Origin of the sequence: Actinoplanes sandaracinus, assembly GCF_030009775.1 — a bacterium.
GTDB classification, from domain to species: Bacteria; Actinomycetota; Actinomycetes; order Mycobacteriales; family Micromonosporaceae; genus Actinoplanes; species Actinoplanes sandaracinus.
Genome location: NZ_JASCTH010000022.1, coordinates 177,034 through 192,069, shown reverse-complemented (window position 1 = coordinate 192,069; position 15,036 = coordinate 177,034). Strand labels below are relative to the sequence as shown.

Sequence of the window (15,036 nt, the reverse complement as noted above, 5' to 3'; positions counted from 1 at the left end):
GCCACCGCCACCGCCACCGCCACCGCCACCGCCACCGCCACCGCCACCGCCACCGCCACCGCCACCGCCACCGCCACCGCCACCGCCACCGCCACCGCCACCGCCACCGCCACCGCCACCGCCACCGGACGGTTGAACCACACCCGCGACATGATCGCCAGGGCCAGGCTGATTCGGCTTTACGCAGCAACGCCGCCTGAGCCGGCTACCTCGGAAAGGCGCATTCCAGCTCCAACTCTGGAATCCAACGGGGTTGGCAATCACCAGACCGCGTCCCTATGACGCCACTGCTGCAGACGGCATCGTTCAACAGATCTCATCCGCGACGGCACCTGGACCTCATCCGTGTGGCTGCCGCCAAGCGACAACGGAAGCCCATGCCACTGCAGGGGATCTTCGGCGACCAGCGATGCCCAAACATCATGGGTCTCGGAGTCATCATGGTCAGCCTCGGTCCGGCGCCCACTGCCGACCGCGGGGTAGCGGCGACCTCGTATACCCCGCCGACGAGATGATGCTCTGCCACGGGCAAGGTGGTGAGCTGCCGTGACGACTGGTTACCCCACCGGCTTCGTCCACTGGATCACCCAGGAGCGCCTCGGCGCCACACCTGATGAGGTCGGCGCCGGCACGCCCTGGTGTGAGCCACTCAAGCGAGTTGGCCGGCCTCCGCAAAATCCTCCCTGATCGCGACCGCCATCGGCCGACGAGGACGGCTGCTCCTCATCGGAACCGCAGACCGCCGATGAGAACGGCCACTGCTCAGTGGGACCGCAGTCCCCATGGAGCCTGACACTCAGTGGGAAGCACCTCGCCGATGAGGGGGCGGCAGCGATCGAGCGATAAGCCGGTCGTGGTCAGTCAGCCGCAGGCCCAGGACCGGTTCCGCAGGAGCACTGCGATCAAGTCGCAGCTATGTGGCTTACGTTCATTAGCTCAGTTGCCGCCAACACCACGGGAAGCGCTTCTCGTGGGCCCGCCCCACTGGCTTTCACGGCCTGGTATATCCGGACCTGGGCGCCACAACAAGAACTCCCGTCCCACCCTCGCTAACCGCTGCCGCTCGCCCGTCGCCCGTCGCCCGTCGCCCGTCGCCCGTCGCCCGTCGCCCGTCGCCCGTCGCCCGTCGCCCGTCGCCCGTCGCCCGTCGCCCGTCGCCCGTCGCCCGTCGCCCGTCGCCCGATTATTCAACCGACCACACTGGGCTCTGGCTCGCGGGGTCGTCTCCACGTAGAAACGCGCACCGCGCCTCCACCGAGGCGGGGCCGTTCCAGTAGGAGGACATACCCGTCGTTCGCTATGTTTCACGTGAAACCAGTCGTCGTGTTCACGCCCTTCTAAGTTGCTTCTCTGGCGTCGCCCCATGCAGCAAATCCGCCCACAGCGAAGGGGTCGCTATCAACCGGTCAACGCAATGCAGCGGACTTAGCCAGCTAAAGCACGGCCAGCGGGTGTTGCGGGTCACGGGTCTTACGGGTCGCGGGTCTTGCGGGTCGCGGGTCTTGCGGGTCGCGGGTGGCGGGTGGGGGTCACGGCCAACGAGAGGCTGGTCTGTGAGGTACGCATGCCTGTTCCATCGCTGACATAGCCAGCGATGTCGTGGTCGGCCTCATCAAGCGGGTCTAGGCGCTGTCGCCGTGAGTGCCTGTCGCAACGTCTACGCTGCAGACGCTCACCGCCGACGGCACCCCTTCCTTCGCTGGTTCACGGCTTGGTGGCCTAGGTCGCGTGTGAGTCGTCTGCCATCGTTCTCGCGTGACGCTCCGGGGTCACGCCGATCCTGAAGCGCCGGCCTCACGCGTGAAGAGATCAGCTGAGTTTCGGATTTGCTGGGAGCAGGCCCAGCCTATCGATGCCGCCAATCAAGGGCGTCAGCAGCGGACAAGCCGCAGGGCCGTGGCAAGGGTCATGGGCCGATCGCCTTGCGTGTCGGATCAGGATCCTCGGGGTTGTTACTCCTTCTCACGCTCACCGCCGTGCATGACGGCCCAGCCGTACACCAGGCAGTCCCGTCCCAGCAGACCGCAAACCCGCAAGTCCATGCCCCGCAGAGTCCACAGGCGGGGCCACCCAACGTCCGAACCCATACGACCCAACCCGCAGGGACCCGTGACGGGGACTGCGGCCTACGGCCCGCGGCCCGAGTTGCTCGCTGGGTTCGGACATCGGCACGCTACAGACAGCGCCCGGCGATCTCGGACTAGCAAGCGATCGAGCCGGGAGCCAGACCCCCGCTCCGCGCTGCCGCCCATCCGCATGGACGAGCCGAAGCCCGATGCCCCGCATGCCGTCGTCAATTCCGACGAGCCTGCAGACCGCTACCTGCTGCCTACCCAAGTCCAACCGAGCACGTAGCCGGCGCCGTCGGTGAGGCGATTCCGTAGCACACGAGGTAGGCCGAAGTATCGAACCAACAGAGCGCACCAGCTCTGTCGACTTGGGCGCCCGCAGCGCTCGGCGGTGTGTGGCGGGAACCGTGTCCGCGGCGGCGCCTCTCGAAGGGGGAAGGGCGGCGCTCCAACAGGACAGCCTCTGAACGGAAGAATCAGCCCTGAGCGGGCATGCCCCGTCGCCCTCCTTGCGACAGCTAGGAGGGCGCGCGGCCTAGCTCAACATTCTTAGGCTGACCGCCGGCACTTGCCTGCTGCTGTACCGGCACGCCCCAAGAGCCGCTCCACCGGTTCAACGACAAGACCCCGGTCTTCCTTCCAGTGGTCCTACGCCACGCGGCATCTGATCCGTTTCACGTGAAACACGCGTCGACGCCCACGCCGGCTCTCCCTCTTTAGAACGCGTGCGCGGAGAGGGTCAAGCGCGTTTCTCTAGCCGCAAACGAGGCGACCCCTCCCGATCAGAGGTCACCACGGGACGCCCTCACGGGCTAGAGCGCCGCTCGCGGGCCTGGGCGCGCCCTCTAGGCTGTCGCGCCGGCGGCACTGCAGACGCAACTTAGCTGCCGATCCTCTCGCCTCATTTGCTTATGCCGGAGGCGTCGCGGCATCACCGTCGGAGGCATCACCGTCGTCTACACCGACGGTCCGTTCCAGCACAACGGATCGCCTCCCTAAGCCAACGGACCACCTTCCGAGGCCGACGGACCGCTTCCTAGTTCGTAGAAGCTGTGGCTTCGTTCATAGGAGTTGCGGATTTGGAGATGGGGTCCATCTCCAAAGGTCTGCCTCCGCGCTAACGAGAATGTCCGCCAGCAGCCAAACCGGATCGGGCTCTTGGGCGGGTTCCTAGCCGTCTCCATGACGGCGCCGCGGACAGCAATACTTCCCAGCCGCTGTGCAGCGGGTCCCCATGGCGAGAGGTTGACGCATCGGCGCGGCACACCCGAGTACACGGTGGCTACGCCTGGGACGGCCCCGCCGGCACTCGAAGCGGTCTGCGAAACAGCATCTACAACCCGGGAACACCTGCCGAGCAAGCTTCGCCAGCGGCCAGCGGCCAGCGACCAGCGACCGGCTGCAGCGGCCAGCAGCCAGCGACTGGCGGCCGCGCTTCGGGCTTCGGGGCTTCGGGGCAAGCAACCCAACGGTCGCCAACATTCCCTCGGCCGACAGGAGCCGGGACGGTGACGCAAAACATCCAGCAGCATCAGACCAGCACGATGAGGGAGGCCGGAACTCGTCGCTGTGACGGAAAGACACCGTGGCGCAAGCGAGCAAGGCGCACTGACACACCGCCCTGATTCGCCTCCACGGCGGCCAAAATCGCCGTGCCACCCGGGTGGAGGCTCACCCTACTTATCACCCTGACACGGGTCAGCAGCCCAAAGTCGGCGGCGTAAGAAGTACCGCAACATCGACCCACCGCAGCTAAGGCCGAGCCAGGCAGTCTGCATCTGTAAGTCGCCGCAGGCTCCGGACGGAGGGTAGTAGCGAGCCGACTACATTTCTTGACGGTAGAACCCGAGATGGGTCTGCCTGACCGGTTCGGGGCGAGTCCCGGTCGGTGCAGTGCAGCATCGGCTGAGGCGCCTCACCCGGCGACCGTCGGACACTGTTTCTCAGAGTCGGCGGCGGAGCCCGAAACTCTAATGGCGATCTTGTCCTCCGGCAGAGGCTCATCACTTGACGGGGAGGCTGCCTCCCGAGCCGGGACGATGAATCACGTTTTCGATCTCCACACAGACACACACGCCCCGCTGACACCCACAGCCGAGGAAACGCTGAACGTCGATGTCTCAACACTCGTGAAGATGCCGTCGATCAACCCCGTCGATCGGCTCGGCCGCGTCTCTGGGAAATTCGGGACGCGACAAGTCAAAGAACGGAAAAAAGCCTCACAAAGGGCCATTCCAAACCCGGCGTAATGACACTCGGGCACCAGGAGAAATCCCAGGAGAATCGTTCTGACAGAACCAAGATCTTCAGGTCAGCGAACCGCCGAGCGCAGTGATCGACGCAGCCAGACCCGCGCTCCCACAAAAAATGGGCGCGTGATCACTCACGCGCCCAATCCGAAGCTCAGCGAAAGATCACTCCTCCGGTTCGGCGCCTTCGCGAACCGAGCCCTCTTCCTCCACCCCGATCATGCTGACGATCCGCTCAAGATCGTCAACCGTCGCGAACTCTATCGTGATCTTGCCTTTGTTACGGCCTATGTCGACCTTGACCCGGGTGTCGAACCGGTCCGACAGCCGCTCGGCCAGATCGTTCAAGGCCGGCGCGTGCACCTTGGCCCTCCGGGCGGGTGCCGCCTTCTTGGCCGTCGCCTCTTCGGATGCCGCGAGGTGGACGATCTCCTCGGTCGCCCGGACCGACAGACCTTCCCGCACGATCCGCTCGGCGAGAGCATCCTGCGCGGCGCTGTTATCCAGGCCGAGCAGCGCCCGGGCATGCCCCGCCGACAGAATCCCGGCGGCCACCCGCCGTTGCACAGCGGCCGGCAGATTCATCAGCCGTATGGTGTTGGAGATCTGCGGTCGGCTGCGGCCGATCCGTCGAGCCAGTTCCTCGTGCGTGGCCCCGAACTCTTCCAGCAGCTGCTGATAAGCGGCTGCCTCTTCGAGCGGGTTGAGGTTGGCGCGGTGGATGTTCTCCAGCAGCGCGTCGCGAAGCATCGCGTCGTCCGGAGTGTCCCGGACGATGGCCGGAATCGTCTCTCTGCCGACGGCCTGGGCGGCGCGCCAACGGCGCTCACCCATGACCAGCTCGTACCGGCCGTCGCCGAGCTCACGAACCACGATCGGCTGAAGGAAGCCGACCTCCTGGATGGAGGTCTTCAGCTCCTCGAGAGCCTCTTCATCGAAGACGTGCCGCGGCTGCTTGGCGTTCGGCTCGATGACGGAGACCGGCAACTCAGCGAAGCGCGCACCAGGAACCGGAGCAAGATCGTTCTCCAGCGGTGCAGGGGACGCCTCGGGAACCGGTGCGACTGGCACCGGCACTGCCACTGGCTGTGCGGGCACCGCAACCGACGACTCGACAACCGGCTCGGGCAGCACGTCGACAGCAGCCGCGGTTTCGCCGGCGGGCGCCGCCGTCGGGATCAGCGCGCCCAGGCCCCGGCCTAGGCCACCCCGCCGGTTCTTCATACCGCGCCTCCCGTATTGACCCCACGCACCGCGAGCTCCAAGGCCGCCTCGAAGTAACTCGTGGCGCCTCGTGATCCCGGATCGTAGGTCATCACAGACTGGCCGTAGCTGGGAGCCTCCGACACTCGCACGTTCCGGGGGATCACCGCGTTCAGCACCTTGGCGCCGAAGTGATTCCGTACATCCTGTTCCACCGCATCTGCCAGACGCGTACGCCGGTCGTACATCGTCAGCAAGATCGTAGAGACGTCGAGGGTGGGATTGAGGTGCTGACGCACCAAGTTGATGTTGTTGATCAGCTGATTGAGACCTTCCAGTGCGTAGTACTCGCACTGAATCGGGATCAGCACCTCCTGCGCAGCGCACAGGGCGTTGACCGTCAGCAGGCCCAGCGAGGGCGGACAGTCGATGAAGACGTAGTCGAACTTCTCCGGGTGGCTGGCGATCGCCCGAGCCAGACGGGACTCACGGGCGACCACCGAAACGAGCTCGATCTCGGCACCGGCAAGGTCGATGGTGGCCGGCACACAGAACAGGTTCGGAATTCCCTCAACCTGCTGAGCCACCTCCGCCAGGGGCACGTTGTCGATCAGGCAGTCATAGACATCCGGCACACCGGCGTGGTGGGGCACGTTCAGACCGGTGGAGGCGTTGCCCTGAGGGTCAAGGTCCACCACCAGCACGCGGTTGCCGTGGAGCGCGAGCGCAACGGCAAGGTTGACCGTCGTGGTCGTCTTCCCGACGCCGCCCTTCTGATTGGCGACGCAAATCACCCGGGGGTGGTCTGGGCGCGGCATGATGATCTCGCCGCTCGGGTTGAGGATCTGCACAGCTCGCAACGCTTCCATGGCAAGGGGCGGATCGCCCTCATCCAGCCCCGGCGTTTCACGTGAAACATGCTCGGTGGACTGAACCGGCACCCCTGAAGGAGCAGGCGCGCCAGGAACGGCTGACAGAGGGCTCGTTCCTAGCGCCGACGCGCGACCACGGACGTCTTCCACGCCCGGATGCGGCGATGGGGCACCGTATTCATACGCTGGCGGGGTGCCAGGACCACCCGCCCGGGGCTGTGGGACGTTCTGCTCGCCGACGTGCGGCCCGCCCACGCTCACTCCCGACGGCCTGTCGAGAGGCGACTCGGTTTCACGTGAAACACCGTACTCATGCACCGCTTCATCCCTGATGGCTAGGAAGGGGTTGACCGGCAGAACGTGCGCTCCGGCGGGGGAGATCCGGTCCACACTATCGACATCCGGCCAGCCTACGGGTGTCGGGCATGTGTCGCCACGGTCGTCAGTCCGAAGAAGCGAGCACAATGTCGCTCCATCGTCTTCCACAGACGCCGCAAACACCATGACGCCCGGCACAAGGCGCAACCTTCCCTCACCCTGACCCGCGTCCGTCACGCAGGTGCGTTCCGGACGATCGAGATCAACACCATGCGGCGTACGGCGAAAGCGCTCGTCCCACCGCACCACCGCGCTATCCGAACTTGGCAGTGGGCCCTCAGGAATTTCCGCTCTCAGCTCACCTGAGATCTCCGTCGAGGTCGCACCCTCCCCGCGGGGACACAAAGATCCCGCCAGGCCGCCAACGACGCTCTCAGACCGCTTGGCGACGGCTCCCTCTGGAGAACTCAGCGGACCCGGTCGACCATCCGCCACGTCGTGCGGGCCACTGCGTGCACTCGGGGACCTATGTGCCGACGGCGCACCAACGGTCCGCGGCACCACGAAGAACCGCGCTCTCGACGGCTGCGCAGACGGCGCGACAGCAGGGACGGTCACCCGCGCAGGTGTGGACCCGGACAACGCGAGAGACGACTCCGCCAGCGCCGAAGAGGAACCGGGCTGCGCGGAACTAGATCCTTGCACCTCGAAAACAGATGTGGGTGCCGTAGGAGTAAGGCCGCCAGACATCGGAGACAACCCCACGCCCGGGGAAAGGAAGGCCGCCCTCGAAGTCGGACCAAGTGATGCTTTCACCGGATCGAGGACGACCGTCGGCGTCGAACCCGACGCCGACGCCGAAACAAGCGGCGTCGAGGACATCCGCATGGACGAGCCGAAACCCGACGCCCCGCATGCCGTCGTCACCACGGTAGGCGTCACCGGAGGCACCACCTGGTCCCAGCCCACCGACACCAGCGTCGGTGCGGACGCGACCGCGCCATGCCTTGCCGACGAGGCGAGCGAGCCCGACAGCGCGGACGTGGCAGGCGGGGCGGAGGTGGCGGTGGCTGTGGAGGCAGAGAAGGACGCGCCCGACAATGCTGACGGGACCGACGGAACCGGCGCGGCTGGGGCCAGGCCCAACTCCCAAGCCACCGACATCACCGAGGGGGCGAAAGGCGCAACGCCCGGCCCGGCAACAGCAGGATCCCCGACTTGCGGGCTCACACCTTTCGCAGCCACCGACGCCTTCACGACGGCCGCCGGAGGTACAGGAACGAACGGGACAGCGGGATGCGACTTGCGGACTCGCTTGCGTGCATCCCGCCGGACCATCTAGCTCCTCCGCGTTCTCCCTCGGCCATCTCCACGACTGGTTCCCCAGGCGCCAGAAGCACCCGAACCCCCACGGCCGTCCGAGGACCGGCCCCCACGCTTCCCCGCCGACCGCGCCGGCGTGGGGCGCTGCCGATCGGGAACCACGTGCCGTTCCTTCACGATCTCCACCACCGTTGTCGGCGGTTCGATCAACCCTGTGCCACACAGCCGGATCGCCGGCTCACCACCACCGAGTGCGCTGATCGCCTCAGCGTGTTCGGCGATCTCGTCGGCAGCGGACGAACCCTTCATCGCGAGCAGCCGGCCACCGACTGCGGCCAGCGGCAGGCACCAGCCGGCAAGTTTGTCGAGTGCCGCAACGGCCCGGGCGGTGACCACGTCGGCGCCGGGCAGATGCCCGGCGACTTCCTCGGCCCGCCCGCGCACGACGGTGACGTTGTCCAGGCCGAGGGTGGTGACCGCTTCTTCGAGGAAGACGGTTCGTCGTGCCAGTGGTTCGACCAGGGTGATGACAAGATCCGGCCGGGCCACCGCGAGCACAATACCGGGCAAACCTGCACCAGAGCCCACGTCAATCACCGAAGCGCCGAGAGGAAAAATCTCGGACATAACGCCACAGTTGACGAGATGGCGTTCCCAGAGCCGGGGAGCCTCACGCGGGCCGATCAGCCCGCGCACGACGCCCTCGGTCGCGAGTAACTCGGCATAGCGGCTGGCAAGCGCAAGCCGCTCCCCGAAGAGCGCGACGGCGGTAGCAGGCGGTTCACCGAGCTCAAGCAAGACCGACTCCGGCGAAGGCGACTGCGACGCAGTCACTGCCGAAGCCGCAGTCGACTCAGGCGAGACGTCCTCCGCCGAAGCCGGCCTGCGCGCAGCACCCTCGGAGGAAGCAGCCGCCGGGGAAGTCCTCCGCGAAAACGGCGACTTGGGGGAGGACGAAGACGCCTCGGAAGAGGACGTCTCAGGGAAGAACGCGGGGAAAGACTCCGGCCCGGGCGAAGCAACGCCCGGGCCGGAGTCACCCGCGCCGTAGCGGGGCTCAGTCACGATCAGTCCGCCACACGCACCACGATGCGGCGGCTGGGCTCGACGCCCTCGGACTCGCTCTGCACGCCGGGGATCGCGTTCACCACGTCGTGCACGCACTTGCGCTCGAAGGCCGACATCGGCTCCAGGCGGACCGGCTCGCCGTGCTCCTTGACCTTCTCGACCGCGTTACGGGCAACCGCGGCCAGTTCCTTGCGCCGGGAGGCGCGGTAGCCGCCGATGTCCAGCAGCAGCCGGCTCGGCGAGCCGGTGGCCCGGAAGATCGCCAGGCGGGTGAGCTCCTGCAGCGCCTCGAGCGTGGCGCCGCGCTGGCCGACGAGCGGCTGGAGACGGCCACCGACCACCTCGACCATCGGACGGCCCGTCGAGACGAGCTCGTCGATGTCACCGTCGTAGTCGAGGATGTCCAGCAGACCCTCGACATAGTCCGCGGCGATTTCGCTCTGGCGGAACAGGTCGCTGTCCGAGGCGACGCTCTCCGACTTCTTGGCCTCTTCTGTGCCGGCCGGCTCGGCAGCGGTGACCTCTGCTGTCGAGTCGGCGGAAGGGGGAGTGCTGGTGTCGGTCACGGTCTCATCTCCGTTGTCATTCGGGCCGGACCGAAGTCGGTCCGCTGTTTCCCGCGCGGGATGCGTACCCACCGGCGCGGGAAGGGTCTTTGGGCCAAGGGGAGCGCTCGGGCCAGCCGCAAGAAGCGAGGAACCCGAGCCGCGATCATCCCTTGGGTTTGTTCGCCGGTCGGGTGCCCTTCTTCGGATTCACCGGTTTGGCACCCGGCTTGGGGGCCAGCGCCTTGGTGTCGACCACCGGGCTCGCCGGCTCCGGGGTGGACTTGCGACCGAAGAGGCCGCCCGTGCGGGCGGGCTGGACTGGGCTCTTCAGGCCGGACGACATCTTGGTGCCGGGAGCCGGACGGGCCGTGCTGCCACCCTTGTTCGCCATCTGCGGCGGCGGGAACTTGCGGAGCACCCACTGCTGCTGCGCCAGGGTGAACAGGTTGTTGGTGACCCAGTAGAGAACGACACCGATGGGGAACAGCGCGCCGGAGATCAGCAGCGAGAAGGGGATGCCGTAGAGCATCAGCCGCTGGATCATGAGCTGCTGCGGGTCCTCGGCCCAGCCGGTCTTGAGGATCATCTGGCGCTGGGTGAGGAACGTGGTGGCCATCATGACCAGCACCAGGACTCCGGCCAGGACCTTGACGGTGGTGCTGTCGGCGCCGAGGGCGGCCAGCTCGGACGCGGACGAGCCGAACTTGGCACTCACCGGAGCGTTGAAGAGGTGCGCGTCGGCGGCGCTGATGAATTTGTCCAGCGGCCAGCCGTAGATCTGCTTCAGGTGGTCGGGAAGGTTCGGCTTCAGGTGCTGAAGCACGTGGAAGAGGCCGAAGAAGACGGGGATCTGCAGGAACATCGGAAGGCAGCCCATCAGGGGGTTGGCCTTCTCGACGCGGTACAGCTCCATCATTTCTTTCTGGAGCGTCTCGCGGTCACCCTTGTGCTTCTCCTGCAGCGCCTTGACCTTGGGCTGGAGCGCTTGGATCGCGCGCTGGCTCTTGATCTGCTTGACGAAGACCGGGAAGAGGATGACGCGCAGCGTCACCACCAGGAAGAAGATCGACAGGATCCAGGCCCAGTTGGTACCCAGCACCCGACCGTCGGGTACGCCGACGGCATCCCAGAGGGAATGCCATCGCAGAAGGATCCACGAGATGGCGTAGTAGATCGGGTCGAGACTCAATCTAAGCTCCAGTCACATCGGCAGGACGGTGACGGATCGGCTGAGGCACCGGGTCATACCCGCCAGGGTGGAAGGGATGGCATTTCAGGAGCCGCCAGATCGCCAGGCCCGTACCCCGAATCGCACCGTGCCGCGCCAGCGCCTCCTGGGCGTACGCGCTGCACGAGGGATAGAACCGACAGCGGGCCGGCAACGCCGGACTCAAGTATCGACGGTACGCGACGACCACAGCCGTCAGGAGCCGGGCGGCCAGGCTCATCGTGCCCGCCGGGGTCTGCGGGCGGCCGCGAGCGCACCTTCCAAGTCCGTGGCCAGAGTGGCGAAAGTGGCGCCGGCTGCCGGTGGCAGTGCCCGAACAACCAGAGAGGCTCCCGCCGGGAGCTCGCTGAGCAACGGCCGGACGAGATGCCGCAGGCGACGCTGCACCTTGTTGCGGACGACCGCGTTGCCCACTGCTTTGGACACGACGAAGCCGGCGCGCGCCGTGGAGGCACACGCCGGCTCGTCGATGAGAAAATGAACGACCAGGGTGCCGCGGGCGGCTCGACGGCCGCCACGGATCGCAGCGGCGAAGTCCGCGCTACGCCGCAGTCGTTGCGCCGCGGCTAACACGACTACCTGGGCATTCCGACCCGACTAGCGGTCGGCTCAGGCCGACAGCTTGTCGCGGCCCTTGCCGCGGCGAGCAGCAAGGATGGAACGGCCGGCACGGGTGCGCATGCGCAGCCGGAAGCCGTGGGTCTTGGCACGCCGGCGGTTGTTCGGCTGGTAGGTGCGCTTGCTCACGTCACTACTCCGTCTTCGTACTACGACTCTGGGGGCTTCAGCTGCAAGACGCCACTTTAGCAGAGCGCGGCGGAGCAACCGCCCAACCCTACGCACGCCCCCTGGGACGGTCAACCATATCCTGGGTCGGCACGCCGACATGGGCGGGCGGCCCGGGTCTACCAGGTCTTTCCGTGCACAAAGTGAATCTTTTCCCGCAACCGGACAGGGGATGGCCCGGACGGCGGTTGTAGTCCACCTCTCGCCGCTGTTAGCGTGCGCGGTTGCTGGTCTCACCGGCCGTTCGCAGCCCGCGAAGCGGCGGCCAAAACCGGACAAGCAGGTGGATCGTTCGCCACGGTGAGCCTGTTTACCGCCCGCGCCACTACAGGCTCCGGTAGATCTGCCGACCGTCCGGCCGGGAGCGGCCACCGGCACCACCGCAGGTTGTGGATAACCTGTGGATAGCCAGTGGCGCCGTGCGTGTTCAGCACGTTGACTGTGCTGGGTCGGGGGGAGCCCATCGGTTGCCCGCACGGGCGCCGACAGGCAGACAAGGCACACCGGGGGTCGGTGGCGATGGGGGTGGCGCGGCGGTGGCCGATCAGGTCGACCTGGGCACATTGTGGCGTGACACGCTGGACGAGTTGTCCGACGAGATCGCGTCACGACAGCAGCGCGCCTATCTGCAGTTCACCCGCTTGCGAGCCATCGTGGAGGACACGGCGCTCCTATCGGTTCCGGACACGTACACCCGAGACATCATCGAGTCCCGGTTGCGCCCGGCAATCACCGAGGCTCTGACCCGGCGACTCAACCGGCCCATACAGGTCGCTGTCACGGTCCGTCCTCCGGAGGACGGCTCCGGCATGCCGGGCACCGTCTACGGCACCCCGGCCGAGCAGGCGCCGCCACCGGTGGCGGACCCGCCGCCGCGGCACTACGCCGAGCCCGGCGCCTACCAGCCCGAACTGCCCGGTTACAACGGGCCGCAGCGGATGCCCGAACCGCCCTACCAGCAGTCGGCCTACGGTCCCGCCGAGCACGCTCCCGAGCCGTACCCGACCGGTTCCGCTCAGCACTCGTCGCCGCAGGCGCCGTACTCACGTGGGGTGCCCACCGCCCGCGACGGCCAGGAGGCGCTGTTCGCCGACCCGTTGCCGCAGGCGCCGCCGCCGGCGAACCGGTCGACGTCCGCGCACCCGGCCGAGAGAGGCCCGGAGGCACCGAACGACACGGTCGCGCACCGGATGGCCGCCGACGCTGCCCAGCGGCGGGACAACCAGCGGCAGGATCGCCGCGACGAGGTCACGCCCACCCGTGTCGGTGACAACGGTCCCGGGCGCCAACCGCTCGACCTGCGCGGGCCGGGGACCTCTCCGCGGCCCGGTGGCCAGGACGGCAACCGGCTCAACCCGAAGTACATGTTCGAGACGTTCGTGATCGGCTCGTCCAACCGCTTCGCGCACGCGGCGTCGGTGGCGGTCGCGGAGTCTCCGGCGAAGGCGTACAACCCGCTGTTCATCTACGGCAGCTCCGGGCTGGGCAAGACCCACCTCCTGCACGCGATCGGCCATTACGCCACCACCCTGGGCCACGCGAGGTCGGTGCGCTACGTGTCGACCGAGGAGTTCACCAACGATTTCATCAACAGCCTGCGAGACGACAAGACGCAGGCGTTCCAGCGGCGCTACCGCGACGTCGACATCCTTCTGATCGACGACATCCAGTTCCTGGAGAACCGCGAGCGCACGCAGGAGGAGTTCTTCCACACGTTCAACACGCTCCACAACGCGAACAAGCAGATCGTGATCAGCTCGGACCGCTCGCCGCGGCAGCTGGCCACGCTGGAAGACCGGATGCGGACCCGCTTCGAGTGGGGCCTGCTCGCCGACATCCAGCCGCCGGACCTGGAGACGCGTATCGCGATCCTTCAGAAGAAGGCCGCGCAGGAGCGCATGTACGCCCCCGACGACGTGCTGGAGTTCATCGCGTCGCGGGTCTCCAACTCGATCCGCGAGCTCGAAGGCGCACTCATCCGGGTGACGGCGTTCGCCAGCCTGACCCGTTCCCAGGTTCAGCTCTCGCTGGCCGAGGAGGTGCTGCGCGACTTCATGCCCGACGGCGCCGGCCCGGAGATCACCGCGGATCAGATCATGGTGTCCACCGCCGACTACTTCGGCGTCAGCCTGGAGGACCTGCGCGGCCACTCCCGCAGCCGGGTGCTGGTCAACGCACGTCAGGTTGCCATGTACCTCTGCCGCGAGCTCACCGATCTGTCGCTGCCGCGCATCGGCCAGGCCTTCGGCGGCCGCGACCACACCACCGTCATGCACGCCGACCGCAAGATCCGGCAACACATGGCGGAGCGCCGGTCGCTCTACAACCAGATCGCTGAACTCACCAACAGGATCAAACAGAACACCTGAGGGGTACGCCCCCACGGCCCCCGACCGCACCACGGGGCCCTCGCCGCGCGTTCCCGGCCGTGCGCCGGGTGCGGCACGCTTCGACGCATCCGGACTGCTGCCCACTCACCGGCGCGCCCGTCCCGCCGTCGTCCGGCACCCTCGTCACGCCCGCGCCTGTGCCCGAAGCCGGGCGAACGAGTACCGCCGGTGTGGACCCACGACCCGCCGCCGGTGACCATCGGCCCCGCCCGCCGGCCGCGGTACGGCCCAGAGCGGCCGGCGCCTCGCGTGGAACCGCCACGGGAGGGGTAAAAATCTCAGCGGCCGGTCCCCGTACCCGATGAAGGTCTGCGCCTCCGGGACGGCGGGGGAAGCCGCGGCCACCGCCTCGGCTCGCGGGTTTTCCGCCAGTCCACAGGGACGTGCACGCAGGGACGCCCGTCGACGGCTCTGACCGCGGAATGACGGTTACCCACAGGCCTTACACGATCGGGTGAATGGCGCTTGACCTGGGGTTTCTCCGAATTTCTTGAGTTATCCACCGGTTCTGCACGGGGTTGTCCACAGGTTGTACCCAGATCATCTACAGCCGCGCCTTGCATCGAGCTCCATCGCTACGTACTTCCGAGGGCGGAGAACAGTAAGTTGTCAACGTCGGAACGTGACAGTTTCGTGCCAACGTTGTCCACAGCTATCCACAGGCGTCCACAGGCCTTATCCCCAGACGGTGGAAATCTCCCGACAGCCAACCCCACAGATGTGGACCAACCCTGGGGATATCGATGTGGACAGACACAGAGAGTGACAAAAGATCTCACAGCCTGTGGACGCCTGTGGATTACCTGTTGAAGGTTCTGGGGACGACGTGTCGGTAGCGTTCCTGCGTTATGCACAGCGCAGGGGATAAAACCGGTGGACAACCGGTGGATAGCCTGTGGACGACGGTGGACAACGCTCGCGAACTCCAGGACTGTGGACGAAGACCCCTGGTTATACCCCGGTTTCCCACATGTGAATCACC

Annotated in this window: 10 protein-coding genes; 2 read left to right on the top strand and 8 right to left on the bottom strand. The window is 66.9% G+C overall.

What is annotated here, in order from left to right; all coding sequences use genetic code 11:
* Window positions 1-4,483: 4,483 nt before the first annotated feature.
* Window positions 4,484-5,542: a ParB/RepB/Spo0J family partition protein gene (locus QLQ12_RS30635; RefSeq protein ID WP_282759078.1), complete on the bottom strand. Its 1,059-nt coding sequence runs from the start codon at window positions 5,540-5,542 to the stop codon at window positions 4,484-4,486.
* The gene (locus QLQ12_RS30630) at window positions 5,539-6,897 is read right to left on the bottom strand and encodes a ParA family protein (RefSeq protein ID WP_407651463.1); all 1,359 of its coding nucleotides are present in this window, start codon (window positions 6,895-6,897) and stop codon (window positions 5,539-5,541) included. Before QLQ12_RS30630 ends, QLQ12_RS30635 begins: the two co-directional genes overlap by 4 nt.
* Window positions 6,898-7,339: 442 nt before the next feature.
* Here QLQ12_RS30630 and QLQ12_RS30625 point away from each other — a divergent pair, with 442 nt between their 5' ends.
* Window positions 7,340-8,053 (top strand): hypothetical protein, encoded by a 714-nt coding sequence (locus QLQ12_RS30625; protein ID WP_282759076.1) that lies wholly within the window; start codon window positions 7,340-7,342, stop codon window positions 8,051-8,053.
* Here the strand turns inward: QLQ12_RS30625 and rsmG are convergent.
* The 6 genes from rsmG to rpmH all read right to left on the bottom strand — a co-directional run bounded on the left by rsmG (window position 8,050) and on the right by rpmH (window position 11,625).
* On the bottom strand, window positions 8,050-8,832 hold the full coding sequence (gene rsmG, locus QLQ12_RS30620; RefSeq protein ID WP_282759075.1) for a 16S rRNA (guanine(527)-N(7))-methyltransferase RsmG: 783 nt from the start codon (window positions 8,830-8,832) through the stop codon (window positions 8,050-8,052). The genes QLQ12_RS30625 and rsmG overlap by 4 nt on opposite strands.
* Before the next feature lie 269 nt (window positions 8,833-9,101).
* On the bottom strand, window positions 9,102-9,668 hold the full coding sequence (locus QLQ12_RS30615; RefSeq protein WP_282759073.1) for a Jag family protein: 567 nt from the start codon (window positions 9,666-9,668) through the stop codon (window positions 9,102-9,104).
* Window positions 9,669-9,813: 145 nt separating this feature from the next.
* Window positions 9,814-10,839: a membrane protein insertase YidC gene (gene yidC / locus QLQ12_RS30610; RefSeq protein ID WP_282759071.1), complete on the bottom strand. Its 1,026-nt coding sequence runs from the start codon at window positions 10,837-10,839 to the stop codon at window positions 9,814-9,816.
* A gap of 1 nt (window position 10,840) precedes the next feature.
* A complete protein-coding gene (gene yidD / locus QLQ12_RS30605) occupies window positions 10,841-11,098 on the bottom strand; it encodes a membrane protein insertion efficiency factor YidD (RefSeq protein WP_282759070.1) in 258 nt (85 codons plus the stop codon).
* Window positions 11,095-11,451 carry a ribonuclease P protein component gene (gene rnpA / locus QLQ12_RS30600; protein ID WP_282759069.1) on the bottom strand — a complete coding sequence of 119 codons (357 nt, stop codon included), beginning with the start codon at window positions 11,449-11,451 and terminating at the stop codon, window positions 11,095-11,097. Before rnpA ends, yidD begins: the two co-directional genes overlap by 4 nt.
* A gap of 36 nt (window positions 11,452-11,487) precedes the next feature.
* Window positions 11,488-11,625: a 50S ribosomal protein L34 gene (gene rpmH / locus QLQ12_RS30595; protein ID WP_282759068.1), complete on the bottom strand. Its 138-nt coding sequence runs from the start codon at window positions 11,623-11,625 to the stop codon at window positions 11,488-11,490.
* 575 nt (window positions 11,626-12,200) lie between these two features.
* Between rpmH and dnaA the strand changes: the two genes are divergently transcribed.
* Window positions 12,201-14,033, top strand: a complete 1,833-nt coding sequence (gene dnaA, locus QLQ12_RS30590) for a chromosomal replication initiator protein DnaA (RefSeq protein ID WP_282759067.1) — start codon at window positions 12,201-12,203, stop codon at window positions 14,031-14,033.
* Window positions 14,034-15,036 lie beyond the last annotated feature (1,003 nt).

Bases quoted from the DNA above. Each gene is read 5' to 3' on its own strand.
- QLQ12_RS30635 (WP_282759078.1), bottom strand. From the start codon at position 5,542: ATGAAGAACCGGCGGGGTGGCCTAGGCCGGGGCCTGGGCGCGCTGATC.
- QLQ12_RS30630 (WP_407651463.1), bottom strand. From the start codon at position 6,897: ATGGTGTTTGCGGCGTCTGTGGAAGACGATGGAGCGACATTGTGCTCG.
- yidD (WP_282759070.1), bottom strand. From the start codon at position 11,098: ATGAGCCTGGCCGCCCGGCTCCTGACGGCTGTGGTCGTCGCGTACCGT.